We start from the raw sequence: 25,906 nt of genomic DNA on the forward strand, positions 1-25,906 counted from the left end.
AACAACCACCCCTTATATTAGATCAAAAATCAGCAATCGTTAATCTCAAATCTATATTATTCCAATCCGAGTTCCGTACGTAAACCAGCATCTGCGTTACTATTTTTTCCCCAATAGGCGCTTTTGATGGTTTTGATGCGAGTCGCTTTGGTGGTGAGTTCTTTGGCGCGTGCTCCATATCCATCTACAAAAGTTTCTTCCCAACCTTCAATCGTATACGGAAAAGAACCAGAGAAGTTAATAGTTAAAGAACGATTTAGGTCTGGATATTCTAGAGTGTATGACGTAGCGGTTAATGTTCCTTTTGCATTATATGCTTTTATAGGAACATGTTTCATACGTGTAAATGAAAAATCAGGAATGGCTTTAAAATTACCTGTAGGTAATGCTGTTGGATCAATACGTAATTGTGCCCATAATTCGTTTTCTAATGTAGTTTTCGGAATAGAAAAGTTTTTATCTGCTTCACCTTCAAAATAGGAATGCGAGTTTACCTCAAACTGCTCTCTATTATTAATTTGGGCATATTGATGTCCGCACCATTCTTGCATACTTTGGGATACTTTAATGGCATGCTTTTCTTCAAAAACAGGGTAGAAGGTACTTGACATTACAGAATATGGATAGATTCCTGTATTAAAATTTTTAGTTGCATTTACCTTTAGTACAGGGACGTTAGTATCGTTTTGACGATCTGCTTTTACTTGGACTTCAGGGAGGAAATCTTCCGTCACAAAAATTAGCGCTGCAGTACCGTCACGTAATTCTCCATAACGTGCTTGCTCCAATTTGTAGGAAGAGATCTCTGCTTTTCCTGCATACCAATAGTCTTTAAACTCTTGAGAAATGTTTCTATTCTTTGTCGCATCTAGCGTGCTATTTGCAACAGGCATTTCCTGTATAGTAGTTGATTCTGTGTTTCCTTTACAATTGACAAATAAAGCAACAAGCGCAACAGTAACCATTAGAAAAAATAATGTACGTTCTAATCTGAATATCTTTGTGGGAAATGACATAGCTTAAAATTTTAAGCTAAAATTACTAAAAACTTAAGAGTCGGCAAGCTGTATTAACGTTTCATAAACTTTATGAGTAGGTAATCCCATCACATTAAAATAGGATCCTTCTAATCGAGTTACTGCAATATATCCAAACCATTCTTGTATACCATAACCACCCGCTTTGTCATACGGTTGGTAGTTATCTATATAATGATTGATCTCTTCTTCTGTAAGTGTTTTAAAAGTGACCTTTGTCGTATCGTTAATGGTAACCTGTTTATTTGGAGAAGTAAAACAAACACTTGTCATTACTTCATGCGTATTCCCAGAAAGACTTGAAATCATCTCAAATGCTTGATCTCTATTTTCAGGCTTGTTAAGTGCTTTATCTTGATGCCACACAATAGTATCACTGGTAATAAGAATGTCATTTTCTTGTAAATCAGTAAATGCAGCAGCTTTTAATTGTGCAAGGTAATCTGTAATTTCAGTTCCTTTATAATGTTCTGGAAAGATTTCATCAATAGGCTTGAGTAGGATGGTAAAATCTAAATCAAGTTCTTTGAAAAAAAGTTGTCTGCGAGGAGAACCAGAAGCAAGGATGATGTTTTTGTGCTGTAATCGTTTAGATAGCATCTGCAATAGTCTGTGATATTAATGGAATCGTTAGGATACCTATAAACATGATTACTTTTAAGATAAGTGAAAGTCTTGTGAAATGACTTTTTTTATCATCTTCCCATAATCGTGTAGCTACATATCCTAGAGGCGCAATAACTCCAAAAAACAGTACAGCAACTGTTAGTTTATGGTCGTATAGAAAAGTAAATGTATACCAAGATATAAGCGTAAGTGTGATAAGGCATAAAATAGAGGCGATACGAGCAGTTCTTTGTGCACCTAAAATAATAGGCAATGTACGATACCTAGCCACATGATCCCCTTGAATGTCTTCTATATCTTTAACAATTTCTCGAATAAGGTTAATTAAAAAAGCAGCTATTGAAATATTCAAAATAATATCTAAAAGAAAAGCTTTTAATTCATTATCATAATAACCATCGATAGAAAATAATTCAAATATGCCTACAATCATTATGGATAAGGCCACTGTAAGGCTCACCAAAAGATTACCTACAAATGCTATTTTTCTTAGAAACCTAGAATACAAATAAAGTAAGAAAGCAATTCCTGGAAAAATCAAGAAATATAAAGGTTCTTTTAATACTGCGGTAATCACAAACCCAAAACCAACTCCAACATAAGTGAATATATAATAAAAGAATTTTGCACGTCTAGGATCTATAGAAACACCTATAATTCTTTTTTTAGGTTTGTTAATCTTGTCAGCAGTAACATCTATTATATCATTAATAATATATCCACCAGCAGCTATAAATACAGTAGCTATTACAAGAAACGTAAAGCCTAACGAACTTAAGGATAGTTCAATGTCAAAAGGTTTGAAAAATCCAAACATAATAATGCATTGCATCACAATCACCATGATTAAGTTAGGAAATCGAATGAGACGTAAATAGTTCACTTTAGTTTGTTCTGTGTGGTGTATTTAGAACAAAATACTATAAATTAATTAGAGTATAAAAGAAACTAATAATTTTTAACTACTATTTGTATGCGTAATTAATTTTCATGTTGCAAAGAATCTTTTACAACTTCTTTAATCTCAGTAATAATAGAGTCTGTTTTTGTTTCTACGGTTTCTTGTATGGTGTTTTGAGTAGCTTCTATAATTGTTGTAAGATCTCTAGCCCCTTCGATGTCTATTTCGTTTCTAGAAGGATATAAATCTTCATCAGTAAGTCCTTCAGAAGTTTTCCAAGTCTCTCCTAATTGCTCAAGAATGGTACTTTCCCATTGTGATGGATGTTTAGCATCTACCCAGATCACATCTTTATATTCTACATCAATAAGTGCAAGATCTGGTGTTGCAGCACCATCAAATTTCTTACTATCATCACGTTTTGCAGCAATAGTACTTATCATAAACATACGCTTACGACCGCCTACTTCTTTAATAAAAGGTCTAAATTCTACAGGTTTATTGACAGACCAATCATACTCCTTACGAGATTCAACTACTTTTAATGGCATTGCTGAAACTCCAGCCAGTCCTTCTTTTTTAGCAGCATGGTCGTAGTAATATAATTTATCTGTACCATCACCAGGAATAAGAACACTAAATGATAAGCTCGTACGCTCTTCACCTATAGGCTCTAACCCAAACCAATGATATAAACCACTATACGCTTGTGTCTCGATACCACTCCAGTTAAAATCAGTGACAAATGGTTGCTGATTTTCATCATCTTCTAGGTCTGGAATTTTTACTGCTGTTTCCATATTCCATGGTAACGGATCTGTAAAGCCTCCTAAAAATTGGAGTGACTTTGCTTGTAGTCTAGAAACTTCTTCACTTAGTGTATTTTGCTTCGTTAAAAAGGGATAATCCTGCGTTTTGGATGGAGGAACATAGGTTCCTTTTCCAATCGTAACGCGTTCTAGGTAATCAGCAACAGAGTGTTCTCCAGATTCAATAATCATAACACCACCATAGGACGGATATGGAAAAAAGAATCCTTTCCACTTAATTAAGTTAACTACCTGTACCCATTTCCCATCGTCATTTTTCATATAATATACCTGACTAGGTTCAAGTGTAAATAGTTGGAAAAAATTAAAACGTTGCACAACTGCATTATAGGTATTCCTACTAAACGCGAGAGATTCCCCTATAGCAAATGTAACAGGCACTCTATTTTCATTAGCAAAACGAGGAAAAGGAGAAGTGCTTTCTACGGTAAAAAGCTCTTCGGTATTGTTACTCATACGTTGAAACGAATACTCTTTTGATGGCTGTACCGCCATGGTCCATTGATTGACAGTATCAATACGTACCAATTGTGGAGGCGATACTTCTAGTGTTTCTCCAATAGATTCATATGCCATGGTTACAATATTATTGTACGGCTGGATACGTTCATTTTGCGTTAATGGAAGTTCGTGTATTTCGACAAGATTTAGATTGTTGTATACATTATACGTTTGCATATATTGATACAATCCTGTTTTCCATCCTGCGAACCATAAAACCCCAAAAAAAGCAGCAATCCCCACTAGGTATAAAATACGCTTTCCTATTTGTGCGCTTGCGCGAAATTTTCTCAACATAAACCACAAGAACAAACTACTGATCAGTATGATAAAAATATACTTACGTACAAACAATAATGCAGGCTGATAGTCATCTCGTAAGAAGAATAATAACAAGATCAGCACAATCGCACTGATTACGACAATACGTTTTTGTTTTCCGCCTTTTTTCCAATAGGATTTTATCATGGGTTGTTTGTTTTGATTGGTTGTTAGTTTTTAATTCTTCAATTATACGCTTTCGCGAAAGCGTATACTTATTTATGATACTCCGTCAAATATACCAGCTATAAATTCTCCTACGCCTTCTAATATACTTCCAAATACTTCTCCAAAATCTAACCAAGAAGCATCAATGTCTATGTCAGGAATAGATAACCAATCTACCGATGTAATAGCCGAAGCGGTAGAGGTTGTGATACCTCCTAATATTTCAGTTTTCATGGCTATATAATCGCAAACCTCTCCAGTAGCTGCATGATATGCATCAAAATCTGAATGAGAAGAAAACGTACACATAGCCCAGCAATGCCAATCTATACCACTCGATTCATAATACTTAGATTGCTTTTGAAGCTTTTTTCACCTCTTCAGGTTTATAATACTTCTTTTTTCCATGTTCCTTAACTAATATACTACCTATTTCAGAAATATATTCTTTTTTATTTATAGGTGCTGATGGACAGTTTTTACTCATACTTTCTTTCATACCCACCCTTTAAGTATCATTCAGGATACACTCTGGTGGGTATCTTATCATTATTAATTCTACTCTTTCTTAATACGCTTTCGCGAAAGCGTAGTTATTCTCTTTTAAAATAAAGTAATACGCTATTTTAAGTCTATGTTCTATTCTCTATATTCTTTTGCTTCCAGTATTCGGTAATTTCGATATTATTTTCGCGAAAAGCGAAAATCACTCAATCACCTTACTTTATTTTTTACTTCAACAATCTCCAATCGTTAATCACTTAATCATTCCTTTATCTTTAAAACGATCTCTAGCGCTTTTTTTCTTAGGAGCTTCTTCTGTAGGTGTTTCCTTGGTTTCTGGAGTTGGCTGTTCTTTTGCGTCAAAATGCTCTTTTACATCTTCTGCAAACTCTTGAACTGCTTCTTTTCCTTTGTCAAATACTTTCTCAAGATTTTCTTTTTTACTACTATCACGTGCAAATAAAAATGCCGAAGCGATATACGTTCCAATCATAACGCCAACAATAGCCGATACAAAATACTGTACAAAAAATGCATTGATGGGGGTAACAAAACGCACAATAATAGCGCTTATGACAAATAGTAATGTGACATATACAAGCCGCATTAAAAACGGTTGTAGATATAAAAAACCTTTACGATTATCGGGTTTCATTTGGAGTTCATCATTATGTGTAAGCTTATTGATGAAACGATACACCGCATTACTTTTAGACTCTCTCCAATAGAGCACAATGCCTAAAAGAATAGCAAGAACGAATATGATGATTTCTAGTGTCATGGTTATATGGTGTCTTTAGTTATATGTAGCGTTTATGCAGGTTATGTTACAATAGTATGATTCATATTAGGAGTGCTAAAAGCGATGTTTCAAACATAAATGTTTATGAGTGACACACCCCTTAATCCCCTCTTCCTAGAGGGGAAACTCTTCTTTTTATATCCGCGAAGGCGGATATCTTATTATATATTCTCTTCTCTCTGTTCTCTTTTCTCTTCTCTATTATCATTCATTCTCCTCTAAAATCAACGTAATCACCCAATCTTGATACGTTTCTGGCCATGTTTGATACGTATCATAAAACTGTGCTTTGTCATACCAATATAAGTGCAACGGATCATTGGGTTGGATTTTAATAAGGAGCTTCCAAATTAAATCAGCTTGCTCTTCCTCCAGTGATGAATGTGGTTGATGCAATGCTTTGTAATACGCAGTATCAATATAATCTTCCTGTTTTATTTCTTTATTAATGATACTTTTCTGGAAGAATAACTCGACACCATTCAGTTGTTTTTGTATGTCTATGTCAAGACCCGTAATGTATTTTTTAAATAAAAAATGACTGTCTAGAATTTCAATAAAAGAATGTGTTACCTCCTTAGAATGTTCTACAAATCGATGTTTTTTAATACGGTCAAAACGTTTTGACTTTGATGCTTTTTTAAGATCACCGTCTATGATAAAATCGTTCACCAATTTATCAATAAGCTCATCATGATCTTTATGAAATAAAGCCACCTCATGTCCTGTATCTGCAATCGCTTTATCAAATACCGCTTTGTCTTCAAAGATCATAATGTCATTAATAAAATCTTTTAAGACAAACACACCACCAAAAGCTCTCGTATAGAACGAACTCACTTTAAGCGGTAGTGGATCAATATTCAATTTACGATGGCGTAAATCTCCATATTCTTTAGCGTTCTCGATGATCTTTTTATGAAGCTCACGATTGATAAAATTGTTTCCTTCCTGAAATTCCTTAATCAATTCGTTTTGCTCTGCTTGTTTTTGATCTAACTGATTAAGAATTTCAAAGGTAACGGTAATGGTATCGTATCGTAATAAGTCAAACGGTTCATAAAAGGCATCAATCTGCTGATCAATATGAACACAAATAGCTGAGTCTTTAGTAATATCTCGTATGATTCTGCTATTGGCAGCAAAAACGGCTTCCATCAAATCCCGATCAAAACTATGACTAGGCATTTGTACAGGTTTATACCGTTGTTCTGGCGAAATAATAATCGCATTCGTGTTTGCTTCTCCAATGTTGAGGTAATAATTTTCTTTTTTCTCGAGCGCAATTTCGGGACTCCACCCCATAGCATCTATCGCAAAGCTAGTTAATGCAGTGGGTGCAACACCTAACATCGCAAGACACTCGTTATAACGCTGTGCTAACGATCCTGATACAGGCACCAACGCACCTCCATATAACCCTGCTTCTTTTAATTTTTTCATCTTTTAGTATCCACGAAGATGGGTGTCTGATTATTGTTAGTTTATAATATGATATACTAAGTCTAAGAATATAAATATTAAGAATATATCAGTAAATAGAAGTCCTATAATTGCTAGTATTGATTTATAAGTTTTAACCTCATTAATCCCGACAGTAGTATTTGGATATTTCTCTCCGTGAAATTTTTCCCAAAAATCTTCAATTAGCATAGAACTAGGATTGTTTTTGTAAATTAATTTATCAATATCTAAGTCTATTTTATCTTTGTTAGGGTATTGAGTACTATTAAAATAATTATCTACTAATAAATTATATTCTAATAAGTTTTTATTCTTCCATTTAATATCTTTAGCTAATGAAAATGGGAATAAAAAAACAATTATTGTGAAAATGATTATTAAAATAAGTATAATAATACTTAATATAATACTACCTATAAGTTTTATTTCTTTAGGAATAAAACCACTTGTTTCTTTTTTGTTAGGTTTTGGAATTTGATTAGTAAATATAATATCACCGTCAATTATTTGTCTAAAATTTGGCTGTGAAAATAATAATGTATCTGCTATATTTATACCTGTTTTAACATAAAAAGAATATTCTAAGATTTCATCAGGTCTCCATTGTTCAAATGCAATTTTTACATTAGTGCTATCTACAATAAGATTATTATTAAAATCTGATATTACTTTTTTATAATCAAGAACAGTATAATTTTTTTTTAATAATAAAGTGAAGTCATCCATTAATATATTTTTTTGAGCTCCACGACCTATTACTGTTTTATCAGAATTATTTTTAAATTGAATACTGTATTTCCATAAATTTTGTATTTCTACTCCTTTATATCTATAATCTACTTTAAAATTTGGTTCACCATCTCCAGGAGTTTGTGTAAGACGTTCTACATTTTGGGTATTTACTACTATCTCTATATTTTCATTATTTGGAAGAAAAATATAAACCACAGAAGCTATGGACGCTATTGAACCTATAATTCCAAACCATTTAAGTAAATTTTTATTATTCATATACTTTTTAAATCAGTTTTAAAGTCTCAAAATAATCAATTAGATACTGATTTAATAATCTAGTTGTTAGTTTGTTATTAACTTTCGCGAAAGCGTATTTAATATATTTCAAATTCAAAAGCTCACTCAGCTTTAACACACCTCTTAATCCCCTCTTTCTAGAGGGGAAACTCTTCTTTTCATATCCGCGAAGGCGGATATCTCATTATTATCATATGTCTGCCCTTCGACTATCTCTAAGGGTAAACTCTAGCGGGTATCTCATAATTCTTCTCCAATCATTCAAAATAGAGTAACGCTCTATTTTTATTTTCATAGTCGGTAATTTCGATACTATTTTCACGAAGGCGAAAAATCACTCAATCCCCTTGCTAGGTTATTCTCCACTTTCAAAACGACGTCTTGCTTCTAGTTGTACATTCATATCATGTATGCGTCCATCTACTTTACGTTTAAAATCAGTATCAGCAATAGTAGCGACATTATCTAAGTAACGCACTACTTCCTGACGACGAATATCTGAGAAGTTCAAGCCTTTCATATTTTGCTTCATCAAGTCTTGTAATAGCACGAGTTTGCTGTCATAGTCTTTTTTGAAATACGCCGATGGGTCTTCAAACCACTGTTCAGGTAAATCAAAATCGGTGAGACGTAATGAGATAGCACTTTGAATATTTCGAATATCTCGCGAAGAGAAAAACGGAAATGCTTTTTGAATCTCTTTATATAACTCGGCAAAAAATAAGTGCTCTGTTTGTTTGTGTTTAGAAGCTACTTGCTCATATATTTCTAGGACTTTAGCTTCTGTAGGTTTCTCGCTTTGATTTAAGATTTCTCCTAAGTTTTTAGCAAGTCCTTGTTCGCTTAAGAATTCATATTTCTCTGGATTTGTCATATTGACAAAGTCAGGCATCGACTTTTCTAGTTTATTCCACCAGATGTAATCTTGATCTATAAAATCAGGGATGGTACGCGCACCATCTATTTTAAAACGTCCCTGAACACGTGAGATCACCGCTTTATCCAACATTTCTGGAAGGTTGGTAAACAATCCAATAGAACTATTACCATAGTTAATCGCATAGGCTCCTTCTGTATATCGTAAGAAAACACCAATCACTTCTTTTACTCCCGCCGAAACTCCTTGTGCGGTACGCTCTTGTAAGTTGTTTTCTGCATCATCAATAGGAGCAAAGATCAACTTTGAAGGATCTTGCATGGGCTTCATCCATTGTACCATTTTTTCTGCCGATCCTCCTTGGAAGGTAGAGATCAGTGTGTCTGGCATGGGATGAAATAAAAATGGAATATCTAGATGGTCACAATGTTCTTTTAGTCGTGTAGCAATCGCAGCAATAAGCATTGATTTTCCAGTTCCTGGAATTCCATACCCCATAAAAACAGGCATAAAACCACCCAATTCTTGAAACGGGTTTTTCTTTGCTTCAAAATCATAACTCAGCATGCGCTCTGTCAATCGGCGTGCGAAATGCTTGGCATCACGGTTTCCTACAATTTCTTCAAATTGTATTTTATTAAACTCCACACTTACCGCCGTACCTTCAAATACGTTTTCCCAACCAGAAACGGCAAATTCGCTTTTTTCTAGTTTGTACGTTCTATCTGTAATGGTGTCTGTATATTCTAGCGAACCAATACGCTGTTGGATTTCGCTAATAATAGCTTCAAAAAAGACAACAGTAAAGTCTAAAACATCATCATCCGATTTTATAATGTCTGGATGACTTAAATATTTGTCATAGTAAAAAAGCATACAGGAAATTCCTTTCAGCGGACTCATAAATGAGAGTTCAGGAATGCCTGCAAATTTGTTTTTCATGACACTCAAATCATCTGAAGCTGCTTCTTTAATATCAAATAAAATTCGATATGCTGTACCATACAACATAAAAGCGGTAGCCGTATGCATTTTTGATTCGTACTCACGTCTTCCGCTAGTATCTAATGTTGATTTACGTTCATTAAGAATCGATAATCCAGAGGCATCAAAATAACTATCCTTCAGCCAAATCCCAGTCGTGATTCCTTCCTGTAATGCATATAATGCTTGATTTAAATGCAACGGAATGGCGACAGAGTCGGGGAGGAGTCTCTTTTTAAGAGCGAGTATCGTTTTAGATACTGACGTGACATCACTACCACCTCCGTTTGTCGCTTTAGAAAGGTATAATAAGATGGATTCGTCTTTTTGATTTTTATCACGGCGTTGTGCTTTGCTTCCTTGTTCCCATTGTACTCCTTTAAGATAAGAAGTCGCTTCATCACGTAAGGTGGCAAGTTCGCTTAATTTTATAGGGAAGGTTGTATTGTGTTCCATAAGTTATAGTTTAAGTGTTGCAATTTCGATAGGGTCTCTGGTGAGTCCGTAGACTTTATCAGGAATTTTATCGTAGAGTAATTGCATCACTCGGTGTGATGTAAATAAATAATTTTCAGGTCTTTTATTTTCCCAGACCTGAAGGTGTTGTTTGTTAAAAATGCTTCCTTCTAGAATACTATCTTTAGAAAATGTTTCATTGATAGTAATTGATACGGCATAGGCAGAAAGATCTAGACTTTTATCAACGATAGATTGTAAGATCGCATGTGTCACTTGTAATTCATCTTTGGCAAATACACTATGGATCGGACCCAAATCTATTTTCTTTATTCTTTTAGGTAATAGATTTGGCAACTTTTTATCAATCGCATAGGCCATACTATCTAAGGTGATACTACGATCTGCAGTGGCTTCCAGTACTTTGTAGATGTCTTCAATATACTCTTCCATATCTACTTTATGCAAATCGAAATACATAAAGCAAATAAAAGGTCTGTTGACACCTACATCATAAAATGCCCAGCTTACCATAAATTCTGTAGGTGCCGAAGGTGCCGTTTTAATTACTTTTCCTTGTACAAAACGTTTGAATAAGTATTTACTTTCTACTGACGTATAATAGACAATAGAAGAGGCTTGGTGTAATTTCTTATCAGAAATAGGCTCTTTGTATTTTAGGAGTGTTTCTAGAAACTCATCCTTTAAAGTTTCTATCGCGGGAAGTTTTTGAATGTATTCATTTTTAAGCTCCATATCATTCACGAGATATCGAAACTCCGAATAATTTGGAAGTCCAGATTCAGTAAGATCTACTTTCATCTTTTCTTCGTCATCAAAGAGATATTTTACTCTAAAGGCTTCTAAAGTATAGGTGAGTAAATCACAATACTGCTTGATATAGGTAGTTTCAGAAGGCGTGCATAACTGTTCTTCTTTAAGTGCTTTGACAAGCTCCTCAAACGCGTGTTTGACAATTTTAAAATACACCTTGTATTGCTCCTTGTTTTCTAAAGTAGCACTATCTAATGGTGTTATGATTTCGTTTATGGGCATTTAAGATATTACTTGTTATATAAATTTAAGATACTGTCTCTCATTTTGCGACCTTCTCTTTTGGATATAGGCTCTGTAATTAGAAGTTGAGAATTATTTGTGTTCTGCTCATCATAACCTACATAATAATATGTTCCTTTCCTAAGGTCTACTTGGTCTATATACTTATTTTCTATTGTGCGTTTTTTTCTTTTCCATTCCCCTTCAATCAAATATTGGTACGTTATAGTGCTACTACTTTTTCTATATCCATCTGTTTTTTTTACTTGTAATATCCAACCTAATGTTTTTGTTTCATACTTTACAGGAAGATCATAGACAGTTTCCTTTGGCATCTTGTATTTTTGATGATACATGATAAAAGCCCCAACTACAATAAATAAAATTACTTTGGTAACCTTAACTTTTGGATCTTCATGAGTAGACATGGTTTATTACTAGTATTCTTTTAAGTGAAAGTGAAATTTTAATAATTAAAAAACGTTCACCATATCTCATATTCCCCCTCTTGTTTGAAGGGGAAGTTTATAATGAGATTGTATAGGTGTTGTATATGCTTTCGCGAAAGCGTATTTATAAAATTATCCTAAAAGATCATCATCTCCAGCATCATCTTTCTTTTCTGGAGTAGGTTCACCGTCACCAGTAGGTGCATCGCCATCAGTTGCATAATATTCTTCAAAAATTTCTTTCATGTCAATTCCGTAACGGTTGGCAAAATCTTTCTGAATATTTGCATCTTTTTCACGAATTTCTTGCAATGACTCGGCATAACTGCTGTATACTCCTTGCATTACTTTTTCGTGTACTGGGATGTTGTCCATCATATCCTGACGTGCTTTAGAACTAGCAGTATGCATAGCCGCTAATGTCTGCCCAATATGCTCATCAGTCTTCACACCTAGGTGTTCTAAGATCGCAGCAAATTCCTGATCGGTACGTGCTTTTAAAGCAACCACATAACCATCATAATACTTTAAACGCTCATCAGTATCACTTTTTAGCTTTGCTCTGTGCGTTTGTAAATTACTACGTAACGAAGTCAATACTTTGATCGTTAAATTATGCTTGTGTACAAAGCTGTCTTTACTCGCAGCTAATGTCGTGTAGGCATTTTTAAGACCTTCTAGTTCTTCTACTTTCTGCTCTAAAATGGTGATTTTTGAAATTGCCTCAGAATAGTCAGTAGATTGCTTATCTGTAACTTCTTCCAATGCTTGACGTGCTTGTTTTAAAAGCGCATATTGCTCTTCAAGTTTATCTTCTGTTTCCTTTTTCTTTTCAAGCGCTTTGTTATGATTTTTACTTGCTTCAACAATCGCTACTTGTAGTTTGTCTTCTACCTCTTTGATTTCTACTTCACGATTTTTAAGACGCGTCACAGCTGCTTGCGACTTATACGAAAGCTCATTTAAAAGAGTCTGTATATCTGCCGACTCAATACGCTCTTGAAACATTTGCTTTGCTTTTAAATCTGCACCATCACGTATTTTTTGCTTAGCGGCAAGTTCTTCTACTTTCTTTTGGATTTTTGCTTTACGCCCCCAAAGATTATTCCACCAGCTATCTTTTACATTTTGGGCATCTTCAAGTTCCATCTTTGCACGCTCTAAGGCTTTTTGAGCATCGTCTATTACTTTTTGCTCATTAGCATTTAGGGTAGAGAATTTCTCAAAGATAATCCCTACTTCGTCTTGATAATCGGTAAGGTCTTTGATTGCATCTAGTAGCGATGATCTGTCTTTTTCTGCCATTCCTACCACATCATCTAGTGTTGCGTTTAGGATTTTTTGGCGCATTTCAGGATCATCTTCCTGAGCAAGCTTGGATTTCATTGTATCTACAGCTTTTCCCCAGTTAACATCTACTTTTTCAGTTTTTTCTTGAGACGCGTCATTGGTTTCTAATAAGTCAAAATCATCAGACATAGGTATGGATCGTTTTTAATGTTGTACGTAATTTAAATGGATGTTCAATTTCGGTAAAAAAATTGATTTAAGGAACTCCTTTTTCAAGAAGGTTATTATATCAGTCTCAAAAAGTGAAAAATGTTACACTATAGTAGTGATAGTAGTCAATTAGCGTCTTTTTTAAACATTAATAGGGAGCTGTATTACAGTGTTGGTAATTAAGGGGTTGTGGTTTTGTGCGCTTTCGCGAAAGCGGGATCAATACTATTTATAGATTATAATGTGTGTATCTACTTTATAATCCTGTCTTTTTTATCCACTGATTTAAAGGAATAGGTATTGGTTTTTCATTGGTTGTATCCCACGTTGCCCATAACTGAATTAAATTTCCTGTCTCTAAAATGATTTTTGAATCAGATATAACTCTTTTTTTAGTAAAATAGTCAGGAGGTTTCGATAGATTGCTTGCCCAATTCCATACATCATATTCTATATTGTCTTGCCAATTTGAAGCATAGACATCTTGACTAAATTGGCTTAAAAGCGCTATGATTAGTTGTTCTTTTTGAAGTGATGTATATGAATCAATAGCATTCGGATAATGTAATAGTATTAATGCTTCTATAATTGCAATGCCTCTATCTCTTGCTAGTTTACTGTAGGTTTCTAATTCTTCATTAGTTAGATTTTGACCAGAAGTAAGGTAGTATATGATTTTTTTTAAATCACCCTGAATAATACTACTTGAAAATCCTTCCATACTTTAAGTGAAATATTAACCGATATATGTCTGTATATATACTAGAGCTGTCTGGAGTATAAGTATAGGGAACACTATGATGGACGTGTAATATTGATAATTTTTCTTTTCTTTATTTGAAATACTTAAAATTGTTAGTATCATTCCTGTGATCAATGAAATGTTACTAATGGTTCCAAATATATTTAACATCAAAACGAGTATTTCTATTTCAATAGTAGTAGAAATACTAAGTAGTACAGCGGTACTGGCTATCCATAACAAAATACAGATGATACATAGAATAAAAGCCCATTTCTTATAATTTGTTTTCTTAGGACGATCAGTTTTTATGGTATCCATTTGATTTTGATGATTATAAATAGGTATGTTAAATATTTTTTTAATTAAAGGCTACCAGTTAATGACTCCCTGCATCAAACTCGCGCATCCATTTACCTTGTACTTTAAGTACTTGTTCAATAACATCACGTACACAGCCTTTTCCGCCATTTTTATGTGAGATGTATTTTGAAACTTCTTTAATTTCTTTAACGGCATCTTGCGGACAGGCAGGTAATCCCACCATTTTCATCACAGGATAATCAGGAATGTCGTCTCCCATGTATAGAATGTTTTCTGTTTGGATACCGTGTTCTTGTATATATTCTGTAAGTTGATTCACCTTTTGATGCGCTCCCAAATAGACATTTTTAATACCTAATCCTTGTAAACGATGACGTACACCTTCATCGGTGCCGCCAGAAATGATACATACATTATAGCCTTCATTAAGCGCTGTTTTTAAGGCATATCCATCTTTTACATTCATCTCTCGATGCATTTGTCCGTCGGTAGTGATCTTTAAGGTTCCGTCAGTAAGGACACCGTCTACGTCAAAAATAAAGGTGGTGATTTGGTGAAGGTATTCTTTATAACTCTTTTCCATAATGTGCTATAATAGATGCTGTGAGGGTTTGGTATATTGATTTATGATCGTCTTCTTGAAGCATGTCTACATGCGCTGCGATGACATTTGTGTCATTGCGTTTTGCAGGTCCCGTTTGTACATCACTAGGGGAGTGGTCTATCGCTTTTTGTGCTGTTTTTTCTAGTAATGCGTGTAGTAATTCAAATGGAAGTTGATGTGTGTCACATAATTCTTGAGCAATGGTGTAACAGTGATTTGCGAAATTATTGACAAATACGGCAGCAAGATGTGCTTGTTTTCGTTGCTGACTATTTATGTGATATACTTTTGAACTTAAAAATAGGGCTAGCTTTTGTAATGTTTCAAGGTCTTCTTGGGTCGTTGCTTCAATACAAATAGGAATGTTTGTAAAGTCTATGGTATCCTTTTTAGAAAAACTCTGTAATGGATAAAAAACGCCTTTACGGTCTTGCGGAATTGTTTCTAAGGGTATACTTCCTGATGTATGTACTACTAGAGTGTCTTGGTAAGGTAGTAGACTAGCTACGTTTTCTATACTAGTATCTGATACGGCAATGATCGTGATAGTTGCTGGTTTTAAAGATGTTATCGTAGTAACTTCTTCTGCTAAATGGCTGAATTCTTCTCCTTTTTTTAAAGAACGTCCTGCTATTTGTTGTAAGGTACACTCAGGAATCTTAGCCAATTGATTTGCCAAATGCCAAGCTACGTTTCCTGTTCCGATAAGATTGATCGTCATCATCGTGGTAAAAATAGGGCTTTTGTTGGTATTATGCTATTTGTGAGAATGGGTATTTGGGAAGTCAATCATGACAATAAAGCAATCTATTTCTTAACGAATATTAACAGGGGCAGTTATACGGTTATTTGCCTTCTGTGGGTTATCTTTGCACTCGGAAAATTAGCCCAACGCTATGCAAAAGAAAATTGTAAATTTTTTGTTCTCAACTCGATTGATGGGAATGCTTTTTATAACCTACTTTGTCGCGATGGCAGTAGGTACTTTTTTAGACCGCGGACAAGAAACGTCTCCTACACCTTATTCACGAGTTTGGATCTATAATTCTTGGTGGTTTACATTAATACACATTCTATTCGTCATTAATTTCTTAGGAAATATTGCTCGATTTAAGCTCTTGCGAAAAGAGAAAATCACTACTTTAATTTTTCATATTTCTTTTATTCTTATCCTTGTAGGTGCTGGTATTACACGATATATAAGTTTTGAAGGGGTAATGCCTATTTCAGAAGGCGAGACGGAAAATACGTTTTTAAGTGAAAAAACGTATTTAGAAGTACTAGTGCAGGGAGAGATTGATGGGCAGCCTATGCAAAGAACCTTGGATAAAGAATTAATGCTTTCACCGAGACTCAGTAATACGTTTACTTGGAATACCGATTTTAATAAAGACCCTATAAAAATAAAATATAATAAATTCATAGACGGTGCAGAAGATGGATTTATAGAAGATGAAGCAGGAGCCTTACACCTTAAAGTTGTAGAGACTGGAGATGGAGGTGGAAGGCATGAGCATTATCTTAAAGAAGGCGAACTTGTGAGTATGCACAATGTATTGTATGCATTTAATAAACCAACAGATGGTGCTATCAATATAGGGTTTGATGGAGAAAATTATACGGTACAATCTCCTTTTGAAGGAGAATATAAAGTGATGGCAACGCAAACAGATTATACGTTTGTAAAAGATAGTGTGCAACCGCTACAATTACGATCACTATATAATCTACAAGGCATCTTATTTGTAATACCAGAACCTGCTGTAAAAGGAAGATCTGGAATTATAGAAAAAGAGTTTAAAGAAAAAAACCAGCAAGATGCTTTATTTGTTGATGTAACAGCAAATGGTGAGACAAAAACAATAGGATTACTTGGTGGAAAAGGATATAGTAATAATAAAAAAGAAATTGAAGTAGGGGGCTATAAGATGTATTTATCTTATGGCAGTAAATCTTTAGAACTTCCTTTTGCGATTAAATTAAAAGATTTTATTGCAAAAAAATATCCTGGAACACAAAACAGTTATGAATCTTTCACGAGTAAAATTACAGTAGAAAGTGATGAAACCTTTGACTATGATATTTATATGAATCATGTGTTAGACCACAAAGGGTATCGTTTTTTTCAAGCGAGTTTTAAGGATGAAGAGCGTACCACCATTCTATCGGTAAGCCATGATTTCTGGGGAACTTGGGTTACCTACATTGGGTATTTCTTACTGTATTTAGGGATGATGCTTATTTTATTTGATAAAGGGTCTCGTTTTGGTGACTTAAAAAGATCATTGGATAAGATCAAAGCTAAAAAAGCAAAACTTACCGTACTTATTCTTTTATTCGCTTTCGCGAAAGCGGAAACAGCATTTTCACAAGATATCAATACCTCTGCTGTTGTAATTCAAGATACGATTACACCTTTAGAAGAAAAAGAAGAGCCAGTACTTCCAATATTATCTTCAGGAGATGAACATGGAAACCATACAAATGAAGAAGCTACAAAAACGCAAATAGATTCGGCTATTGTAGCAAATGCAGTACCTGCAGAACATGCGGCTAAGTTTGGGCGTATGATTATTCAGGATGATGGAGGGCGTATGATGCCTATCAATACGTATGCAAGTATGCTCTTACGTAAAATAAGTCGTACCGATCATTATGCGGGATTAAATGCAGATCAGGTAATGATCTCTATGATGGAGAATCCTATTATATGGAATTACGTAGATATCTTGCATCTTAAAAAAGGAAACGATAGTATCCGTAATGTTATTGGAGTGCCTAGTGATGTGAAGAAATTTAGAGTTATGGATTTCTTTACAGACGATTTAAAATACAAGTTAGAACCTTATTTAGCACAAGCCTTTAGTGAAGGAACTCCTACTATAATTGATAAAGAATTTAGAGATGTTGCCTTACGATTAGGGTTGTTAGATAGAACGCTATCTAAAAAGATTTTAAAAATTCTTCCTAAGCCTAATGATCCTAATAATTTATGGCTTTCTCCTATTGCAGCAGGAGATGGTGGGTATCGCGCTACCGATTCTGTAGTAGCACATCAAATTTTCCCAGCCTATTTATTGAGTCTTCGAAAGGCAAGAGTAGACGGAGATTATTCGGATGCTGATAAGATTTTGGAAGGAATTGAACGATTCCAAAGAAGACTAGGAGGAGATATTATGCCTACTGCAGAGCGGATTGATGCGGAAATCTTGTATAATAATAATGACCCCTTTAAAAAACTATATTGGTTGTACATGCTTGTCGCATTATTTATGATGACGTTTGTGATCACAGAGATTTTTAGCCCTAGTAAATTTGTTTCTTTGATGGTGAAGATTGGAGCATTTCTAGTAACCATTTTATTTTTATTGCATACAGGTTCATTAATTTGGCGTTGGTACATTTCAGGACATGCACCATGGTCTGATGCGTATGAATCTGTATTGTATGTAGCTTGGGCTACGATGTTTTTTGGGCTTGCAATATCCATTCAGAATTGGACAGTAACAGAAAAAATATACAGTTTAAAGAATGTTAATAAAGCACTTACTCCTGTTGCTATTATCGGCGCTGGATTAGGAGGTTTAATAGATATATTGACAGTTAGAAAAAGTTCAAGTTTAACAATTGCAAGTACTGCTTTTGTAACAGGATTTATCTTATGGGCTGCAAGTATGAACTGGATGAATCCAGAAATAGCAAACCTACAAGCGGTACTGAATAGCTACTGGCTAATGATACACACAGCTGTCATTGTAGCAAGTTACGGCCCTTTTACACTAGGTGCTATTTTAGGAATTGTATCTCTATTCTTAATGATCTTTACAACAAAAGAAAATAAGACGAAGATGGATCTTAATATAAAGGAGCTTACTGTTATTAACGAAATGGCACTTACCGTAGGTATGGTGTTACTTGCTATTGGAACGTTCTTGGGAGGTCAATGGGCTAATGAGAGTTGGGGACGTTACTGGGGTTGGGATCCTAAAGAGACATGGGCATTAATATCTTTAATTGTATATGCTTTTGTTATTCATATGCGACTCATTCCTGGATTACGCGGGAGATGGTTCTTTAGTCTATGTTCTATTATTGCTTTAGGAAGTATCCTCTTTACGTACTTTGGTGTAAATTTCTATCTGTCAGGATTACATGCGTATCAAAGTGGCGGAGATATTGCTAATGAAAAAATTATCATATCTGCAGCAGTTATCGCTATTATTGGGTTCTTGTCGTACAGAAAGTACGCTAAGTATTATAAGAAAGCCTAACTCATAAAAAGCGTAGTTGCATCTTGATCTGATTCAATGCCTAATTTTTGGTATAAATTAGAAGTTACTGTTTTTAGTTTTTCAATAGAAAGATTGTGCTTGGTTGCGATACGTTCGTTTGTCATTCCTTTAGAAATACCATCGAGTACCTTAATTTCAATATTCTCTAGTTCAAATTGATGAATAAGTGATTCTAAATATTGATCATTAGAATCTTGCACGTTTTTATAGCTATCTAATTGTGTAAGGCGTTCTAAATGCATCTTTATTTGATGCTTCATAATCACCGTTTTACCTTGTAATTTTCTAAAACTAAATATTAATGCAAGTGCGATTAATGTAAAATTAACTAAGGAAACAATACTGAGGTGTAATGAAGAAAAATTAAAGACACTCATGCCTAGACCATGTAGTAAAAACGCATCTGTCATCACTATAATATCTAAGGTATAAATAGCAATCATGATGAGAAGATATTTTGTGTTTTTTGCATTATAGAGTGTTAGTGACCATAATAATAAAACACTTAATATGGTTGTAAAGTCAGTTAATAAAAAGCTCCAATGCGTATTTGAAATCCAATAAATACATAAAGAAATAAATGAAATACTACTAATCACAACAAATATAGACTGTATAAGCTTTTTGTTGTTTTTGAGCTTTAGATATCTAAATACATACCCGGTGGCACAAAGCCCTACTAGAAAATGTCCAAATAATTCAATACTACTAATAATGCTTGGTTTTGCATTAAAGAAGTATAAAATATTATCTCTTGTCATAATAGAGATACAGACAGCAGCAATGAGAATCCCGTAAAAAAGGAATTGTGTGTTTTTTGTAGTAATAAGAAATATTAATGTTGCTAATAACAGCGCAAGTGCAGTTCCATAGAAGAAACCAATCCCTAAAAAGCTGTTTTTTTCATGTTTAGCAAATGCTTGTTCATCTAGAATATCAATTAGAAAATGAGCTTCTAAGGGGAATTCAGCTTTGAGATATAATGGATATTGTACAGTCTTATTTATGACAAAAAAAGATGGATATCGAGTTGCATCCATCAATCCAACTTCATCTCCATTAGCATCATATAAAGATACCTCCTTAATATGGGAAGTATGTAATTCTATGATAGAACGAGGTAAGTCAATAGCATCTATTTTAAACCAATAGATGCCATTGTCTGTTCCAAGATTTATATCCTCTATGTTAGAGAATTCTATTTCTTTTAATTCTGATATTGTATTCTGGTGATCTGTAGTTGTCTTGTAATAGGAAATTGATTCCTGTGACACCCCCGTAATCACAAAGAATACACTAATGATAAAAAACATCAACCGCATTAGCACATAATTCTAGGGTGCTAATATAGGAATATATATTTATAAATTAGTATTTAATCGGTGATTTTGTGTATTTTGTCTATACTTGTGTATCTTTTGTAAGAATCTTAAAGCTCTCCCACCATATCTTCAGGTTTTACCCATTCATCAAACTCTTCAGGTGTTACATAGCCTAAGTTTACAGCTTCCTCTCGTAATGTTGTACCATTTGCGTGAGCAGTATTCGCAATTTCAGCTGCTTTATAGTATCCTATCTTCGTATTAAGTGCAGTAACTAGCATTAGAGAATTATCAAGTAATTCTTTAATTCGTTTTTCATTAGGCTGTATTCCTGATGCGCAATGGTCTGAAAATGAAATGCATGCATCTCCAATAAGTTGTGCGGATTGAAGTAAATTTGAAGCCATGACTGGTTTAAATACATTTAGTTCATAATGACCTTGTAAACCTCCAACACTGATAGCAACATCATTTCCAATTACTTGGGCACAAACCATCGTTAATGCTTCACATTGTGTAGGATTAACTTTACCAGGCATGATAGATGATCCAGGTTCATTAGCAGGAATGGTAATTTCTCCAATTCCGCTACGAGGTCCTGAAGCCATAAGGCGGATATCGTTTGCTATTTTATTTAAAGAAACAGCTAATTGTTTTAGCGCTCCGTGTGTTTCTACAATAGCATCATGTGCAGCTAATGCCTCAAACTTATTATCGGCAGTACGAAATGGGAAACCAGAAAACTGAGCCATATATTCAGAAACACGTTTGGCATACCCTTTAGGAGTATTAAGTCCTGTACCTACTGCAGTCCCTCCTAATGCAAGTTCTGCAAGGTGGTCTAATGTATTTTCTAATGCTTTTATACCATGATCTAATTGCGATACATATCCAGAAAACTCTTGTCCTAATGTTAAAGGAGTAGCATCCATAAGATGTGTACGTCCTATCTTAACTACATTTTTAAATGCTGTTGCTTTTTCTTTTAAGGTATCTCTTAACTTTTGTACTCCAGGTAATGTTGTCTCTACAATCTTCTTATAACCTGCAATATGCATTCCAGTAGGGAAGGTGTCATTAGAAGATTGTGATTTGTTTACATCATCATTAGGTTGTAATGTTTTTTCTCCTTCACCAATCACTTTCCCTGCTAGTTGATGCGCACGATTAGCAATTACTTCATTTACGTTCATGTTACTTTGTGTACCAGAACCTGTTTGCCATATAACTAACGGAAACTGATCATCGTGTTTTCCTTCTAAGATTTCATCACATGCCTGAGCAATAAGATCTCTCTTTTCAATAGGAAGACCTCCTAGCTCACAATTGGTATATGCTGCCGCTTTTTTAAGAATAGCAAAACCATATATAATTTCTAAAGGCATAGAAGCTGGAGCTCCTATTTTAAAATTATTACGAGATCGTTCTGTTTGAGCACCCCATAATTTATCTGCGGGAACTTTAACTTCCCCCATTGTGTCTTTCTCAATTCTATATTCCATTTGTGAGTTTATTTTTAAATAGCAAATTTACAAATTTAGGTTTCAATTTTACTGTCAATAACCTGTCAATAAATCTGAAATTTCTGTTGTGAAAATAGAATTTAATACGGTATCTTTGACCAAAATTTAGAAAACACAATTACTCATGTTTGATTTTGATCAATATTTAGGATTTCTTGCATTCTTAACGATATTAACTATTGGTTTTTGGTTAATGATATTCTTATTAACATTTGTGATCCCTTACTGGGTAGGAGGATCTATTGTAGAAATGGTAAAAGAAAAAATAGAAGCTCGTAAAGCTAAAAGAGAAGCTTAATCAATACATTATATATATTATTTAAAAGACTAACAATATTGTTAGTCTTTTTTTATGCGTATTGTTTTCTTATAGCACGCAACCTTTTTAATGGATGGGCGATATATAAATAGATGATCAAAAATAATAGTTTGATTTCTGTATACGCTTTCGCGAAAGCATATACTTAAGAATAGAAAAACAAATGGTTTTGATCCTAAAATAATAGCCTAATTATGAATAACTCCTTTTTTATGAAATGTAGAAACCTCCTTTTGTGTATACCTATCCTTTTTTGTTTAGTAAGCTGTGGTAATGAAGACTTAGATGATTTATTTCAAGTCACAGAAGCCGATCTTATTGCAGAAGATTCTGAATTGTTTTCTTTGTTAGGTCGTGTCACAACAGATGATCCTGCTGCAACAAATGTTACCTGTATTGATTTTTTATACTCATTTACAGTTGTCATTTATAATGAAAATATTGATATTCAATCGACCGTTATTGTGACTGACGATGCACAATTTAGTGATGTGCTTGGCATGGTATCAGAAGGACAGTATATTAATGTTAGCTTTCCTATATCTAGCGTACTAGATGATGGGACTTCACTTGTTATTAATGATAAAGATGAGCTTAGAGCAGCAATAGATGCTTGTATAGAAGAAGAGCAACAAGAAACGATAGGGAATGGAACTTCCATATTAGTAGAATGTGTGTGGGAAGTTCAACTTCCTGATGATATAGGATATAGTATATATACAGACGCTGTTTTTCAAGTAGCTAATGATGGAATTGTTGTTTTTTATTACAGAGGTGAAGCGTATAATGGTACTTGGATTTTATATTTTATTGAAGATGAGCTTCATATAAATATCAATCTTGATACTGAAGAAGAAGTAGGAGAAGATTGGAATTTTGATTGGAAAGTAAATGAGATAACCAATCAAGTAATTGATATTGAAATTGACGAGGAAACACATTTTATCCTTGAAAAAGAATGTGAGCCTAATGCATATTGTACAACGCTAGTTTTTGAAGAATGTGAAGAAGAAGATACACCAGAAGAAGCATTTTTTACATTAGAAAATTATATAGATTGTATCATTGTAATAGCTGCTCCGCAACCAGAAGTAGATGTTATGGGAGAATTACCAGATCCTATAAATTGGCAAGTTACTTTCTATACTTCAGAAGCAAATGCAAATGCAGGTACAAACCCTATTGCTACAGACACAGCAATTCTTACAAACGTAAGAGAACTCTATGTGCGTATAGAAAACCCTCAAACAATGGAATTTATAACAAGAATTATTACGTTACAACCCGTAATCTGCGAAGAGTAATTCCTATTAAGAATTAGCCTTTATGTATAATGAGCATACTGTATTTATATAGTATGCTCATTTTTTATAGACATATTTATAAAAAATTATAGTTCTAAGACTAGAATCCCTTGCGTCACGACTATGTATATATGCTTCAAATCATTAAATTTGCAACCTCGATAATCAAATATCGAAGTTCAATTTTTCAGTAGTAAGATATGTTTGATAATTTAAGTGATAAGTTAGATAAAGCCCTCCACGTACTCAAAGGACACGGGAGTATTACAGAAGTAAATGTTGCAGAGACACTTAAAGAAGTGCGACGAGCACTCATAGATGCCGATGTAAACTTTAAAATAGCAAAAGACTTTACCAATAGAGTTAAAGACAAAGCTCTTGGAGAAAATGTACTTACGACCTTACAACCTGGCCAGCTTATGGTTAAGATTGTAAAAGATGAGCTCACGGAACTTATGGGAGGTGATGCTTCTGGAATAAATCTTTCGGGGAATCCAAGTGTTATTTTAATGTCCGGACTTCAGGGGTCTGGTAAGACAACATTTTCTGGTAAGTTAGCTAACTTCCTTAAAACGAAGAAAACAAAGAAGCCATTATTAGTAGCCTGTGACGTATATCGTCCAGCGGCGATAGATCAGTTACATGTTGTTGGAGATGCGATTAAAGTAGATGTCTTTTCAGATAGAGATAATCAAGATCCAGTAGCAATTGCTGAAGCTGGTGTTGCTTTCGCGAAAGCAAACGGACATAATGTAGTGATTGTCGATACGGCAGGTCGTCTTGCGGTTGATACTGAAATGATGGATGAGATTGCAAATATCCATAAGGCAATTCAACCACAAGAAACATTATTTGTTGTAGACTCTATGACAGGTCAAGATGCAGTAAATACTGCCAAAGCCTTTAATGATATTCTAAATTTTGATGGTGTTATCTTAACAAAATTAGATGGGGATACACGTGGTGGAGCTGCGATTTCTATTAAATCTGTAGTAGACAAGCCTATCAAGTTTATAGGTACTGGAGAAAAAATGGAAGCGATAGATGTATTCTATCCTTCTCGTATGGCAGATCGTATCTTAGGGATGGGAGATGTTGTTTCTCTTGTAGAGCGTGCACAAGAACAATTTGATGAAGAAGAAGCACGTAAACTTCAAAAGAAAATTGCTAAAAATCAATTCGGATTTGATGATTTCTTAAAGCAAATCCAGCAGGTGAAGAAGATGGGTAATATGAAAGACCTTATGGGGATGATACCTGGTGCTGGAAAAATGCTAAAAGGAGTAGATATTGATGATGATGCTTTCAAACATATAGAAGCTATTATTCACTCAATGACACCAGACGAGCGTACAAATCCATCTGTGATTAATTCTAGTCGTAAGAAACGAATAGGAAAAGGATCTGGAACTTCTGTGCAACAAGTAAATCAATTACTCAAGCAGTTTAATCAAATGAGTAAAATGATGAAAATGATGCAAGGGGGCGGAGGCCGTAAGATGATGCAAGCAATGAGTAGAATGCAGAAATAAGCTATGCCGACTAGTAAGCAGTATTCAGTTGCAGTAAGCAGTTTTAAATAGTAATAATTTGAAGATATGAGTTTTAAATCTCTTTTGGCTTATGAACGTAGTTTTATACTCGCCATGGATATTTTTGAAACTTCTAAGTTATTTCCGAAAGAAGAGAAATATTCTTTAACAGATCAAATAAGGAGAAGTTCAAGATCTGTATGTGCTAATATAGCTGAGGCTTACAGAAAACGTCGTTTTGAAAAGCACTTCATTAGTAAACTTACTGATAGTGATTCTGAAAATAGTGAAACTCAAGTTTGGTTACAGTTTGCAAAAGAATGTAAATACATAACTGTAGCGCAAGAAAACGCCCTTATGATAAAGAGCTTAGAAGTAGGGAAGCTCTTAAACTATATGATTAATAACCCAGCAAAATTCGGAGTGTAGTACTGT

Annotated in this window: 24 protein-coding genes; 5 read left to right on the forward strand and 19 right to left on the reverse strand. The window is 34.2% G+C overall.

All coding sequences use genetic code 11. The features are described from left to right. Window positions 1-56 precede the first annotated feature (56 nt). From Q1A60_RS08300 to Q1A60_RS08380, 17 genes are all read right to left on the reverse strand, one after another. Window positions 57-1,016 carry a septum formation inhibitor Maf gene (locus tag Q1A60_RS08300; RefSeq protein WP_299766316.1) on the reverse strand — a complete coding sequence of 320 codons (960 nt, stop codon included), beginning with the start codon at window positions 1,014-1,016 and terminating at the stop codon, window positions 57-59. A 33-nt stretch (window positions 1,017-1,049) separates the two neighbouring features. Then, entirely contained in the window at window positions 1,050-1,637 is a 588-nt protein-coding gene (locus Q1A60_RS08305) for a Maf-like protein (RefSeq protein ID WP_299766314.1), read from the reverse strand. After that, window positions 1,627-2,547, reverse strand: coding sequence for a geranylgeranylglycerol-phosphate geranylgeranyltransferase (locus tag Q1A60_RS08310; protein WP_299766313.1), 921 nt, complete (start codon window positions 2,545-2,547; stop codon window positions 1,627-1,629). The genes Q1A60_RS08305 and Q1A60_RS08310 overlap by 11 nt, the downstream gene beginning before the upstream one ends. 98 nt (window positions 2,548-2,645) lie before the next feature. After that, window positions 2,646-4,364, reverse strand: coding sequence for a hypothetical protein (locus tag Q1A60_RS08315; RefSeq protein WP_299766311.1), 1,719 nt, complete (start codon window positions 4,362-4,364; stop codon window positions 2,646-2,648). A 72-nt stretch (window positions 4,365-4,436) separates the two neighbouring features. Beyond that, the gene (locus Q1A60_RS08320; RefSeq protein WP_299766309.1) at window positions 4,437-4,694 is read right to left on the reverse strand and encodes a hypothetical protein; all 258 of its coding nucleotides are present in this window, start codon (window positions 4,692-4,694) and stop codon (window positions 4,437-4,439) included. 40 nt (window positions 4,695-4,734) lie between these two features. Beyond that, window positions 4,735-4,884 (reverse strand): hypothetical protein, encoded by a 150-nt coding sequence (locus tag Q1A60_RS08325; RefSeq protein ID WP_299766307.1) that lies wholly within the window; start codon window positions 4,882-4,884, stop codon window positions 4,735-4,737. Between the two features lie 258 nt (window positions 4,885-5,142). Then, entirely contained in the window at window positions 5,143-5,670 is a 528-nt protein-coding gene (locus tag Q1A60_RS08330) for a hypothetical protein (protein ID WP_299766305.1), read from the reverse strand. A 225-nt stretch (window positions 5,671-5,895) separates the two neighbouring features. Continuing rightward, window positions 5,896-7,134: a DUF6638 family protein gene (locus Q1A60_RS08335; protein WP_299766303.1), complete on the reverse strand. Its 1,239-nt coding sequence runs from the start codon at window positions 7,132-7,134 to the stop codon at window positions 5,896-5,898. Between the two features lie 36 nt (window positions 7,135-7,170). Then, window positions 7,171-8,166 carry a hypothetical protein gene (locus Q1A60_RS08340; protein WP_299766301.1) on the reverse strand — a complete coding sequence of 332 codons (996 nt, stop codon included), beginning with the start codon at window positions 8,164-8,166 and terminating at the stop codon, window positions 7,171-7,173. Window positions 8,167-8,542: 376 nt separating this feature from the next. Beyond that, a complete protein-coding gene (locus tag Q1A60_RS08345; protein WP_299766299.1) occupies window positions 8,543-10,504 on the reverse strand; it encodes an AAA family ATPase in 1,962 nt (653 codons plus the stop codon). A gap of 3 nt (window positions 10,505-10,507) precedes the next feature. Beyond that, window positions 10,508-11,560, reverse strand: a complete 1,053-nt coding sequence (locus tag Q1A60_RS08350; protein WP_299766298.1) for a hypothetical protein — start codon at window positions 11,558-11,560, stop codon at window positions 10,508-10,510. 8 nt (window positions 11,561-11,568) lie between these two features. Further along, window positions 11,569-11,988, reverse strand: a complete 420-nt coding sequence (locus Q1A60_RS08355; protein WP_299766296.1) for a hypothetical protein — start codon at window positions 11,986-11,988, stop codon at window positions 11,569-11,571. A 153-nt stretch (window positions 11,989-12,141) separates the two neighbouring features. Then, a complete protein-coding gene (locus Q1A60_RS08360) occupies window positions 12,142-13,488 on the reverse strand; it encodes a microtubule-binding protein (RefSeq protein ID WP_299766294.1) in 1,347 nt (448 codons plus the stop codon). A gap of 277 nt (window positions 13,489-13,765) precedes the next feature. Next, window positions 13,766-14,230: a hypothetical protein gene (locus tag Q1A60_RS08365; RefSeq protein ID WP_299766292.1), complete on the reverse strand. Its 465-nt coding sequence runs from the start codon at window positions 14,228-14,230 to the stop codon at window positions 13,766-13,768. Between the two features lie 15 nt (window positions 14,231-14,245). Beyond that, entirely contained in the window at window positions 14,246-14,572 is a 327-nt protein-coding gene (locus tag Q1A60_RS08370) for a hypothetical protein (protein ID WP_299766290.1), read from the reverse strand. 58 nt (window positions 14,573-14,630) lie between these two features. Beyond that, window positions 14,631-15,158 (reverse strand): HAD-IIIA family hydrolase, encoded by a 528-nt coding sequence (locus tag Q1A60_RS08375; protein WP_299766288.1) that lies wholly within the window; start codon window positions 15,156-15,158, stop codon window positions 14,631-14,633. Continuing rightward, window positions 15,142-15,903: a DUF2520 domain-containing protein gene (locus Q1A60_RS08380; RefSeq protein ID WP_299766287.1), complete on the reverse strand. Its 762-nt coding sequence runs from the start codon at window positions 15,901-15,903 to the stop codon at window positions 15,142-15,144. The genes Q1A60_RS08375 and Q1A60_RS08380 overlap by 17 nt, the downstream gene beginning before the upstream one ends. A 172-nt stretch (window positions 15,904-16,075) precedes the next feature. On the opposite strand from Q1A60_RS08380, the gene ccsA reads away from it, so the two are divergent. Continuing rightward, window positions 16,076-19,450, forward strand: coding sequence for a cytochrome c biogenesis protein CcsA (ccsA, locus tag Q1A60_RS08385; RefSeq protein ID WP_299766285.1), 3,375 nt, complete (start codon window positions 16,076-16,078; stop codon window positions 19,448-19,450). Here ccsA and Q1A60_RS08390 read toward each other — a convergent pair. Continuing rightward, window positions 19,447-20,784 carry a 7TM diverse intracellular signaling domain-containing protein gene (locus Q1A60_RS08390; protein WP_299766282.1) on the reverse strand — a complete coding sequence of 446 codons (1,338 nt, stop codon included), beginning with the start codon at window positions 20,782-20,784 and terminating at the stop codon, window positions 19,447-19,449. The genes ccsA and Q1A60_RS08390 overlap by 4 nt on opposite strands. A 116-nt stretch (window positions 20,785-20,900) precedes the next feature. Next, entirely contained in the window at window positions 20,901-22,295 is a 1,395-nt protein-coding gene (gene fumC / locus Q1A60_RS08395) for a class II fumarate hydratase (RefSeq protein ID WP_299766280.1), read from the reverse strand. Between the two features lie 145 nt (window positions 22,296-22,440). Between fumC and Q1A60_RS08400 the strand changes: the two genes are divergently transcribed. From Q1A60_RS08400 to Q1A60_RS08415, 4 genes are all read left to right on the forward strand, one after another. Beyond that, on the forward strand, window positions 22,441-22,614 hold the full coding sequence (locus tag Q1A60_RS08400) for a hypothetical protein (protein WP_299680523.1): 174 nt from the start codon (window positions 22,441-22,443) through the stop codon (window positions 22,612-22,614). 233 nt (window positions 22,615-22,847) lie between these two features. Then, window positions 22,848-23,939 (forward strand): hypothetical protein, encoded by a 1,092-nt coding sequence (locus Q1A60_RS08405; protein ID WP_299766279.1) that lies wholly within the window; start codon window positions 22,848-22,850, stop codon window positions 23,937-23,939. 200 nt (window positions 23,940-24,139) lie between these two features. Further along, complete coding sequence (gene ffh, locus Q1A60_RS08410; RefSeq protein WP_299766277.1) at window positions 24,140-25,471, forward strand: signal recognition particle protein; 1,332 nt, start codon at window positions 24,140-24,142, stop codon at window positions 25,469-25,471. A gap of 66 nt (window positions 25,472-25,537) precedes the next feature. After that, window positions 25,538-25,900 (forward strand): four helix bundle protein, encoded by a 363-nt coding sequence (locus Q1A60_RS08415; protein WP_299766275.1) that lies wholly within the window; start codon window positions 25,538-25,540, stop codon window positions 25,898-25,900. Window positions 25,901-25,906: the final 6 nt, after the last annotated feature.

The sequence above is a fragment of the uncultured Dokdonia sp. genome (genome assembly GCF_947492535.1).
GTDB lineage: Bacteria > Bacteroidota > Bacteroidia > Flavobacteriales > Flavobacteriaceae > Dokdonia.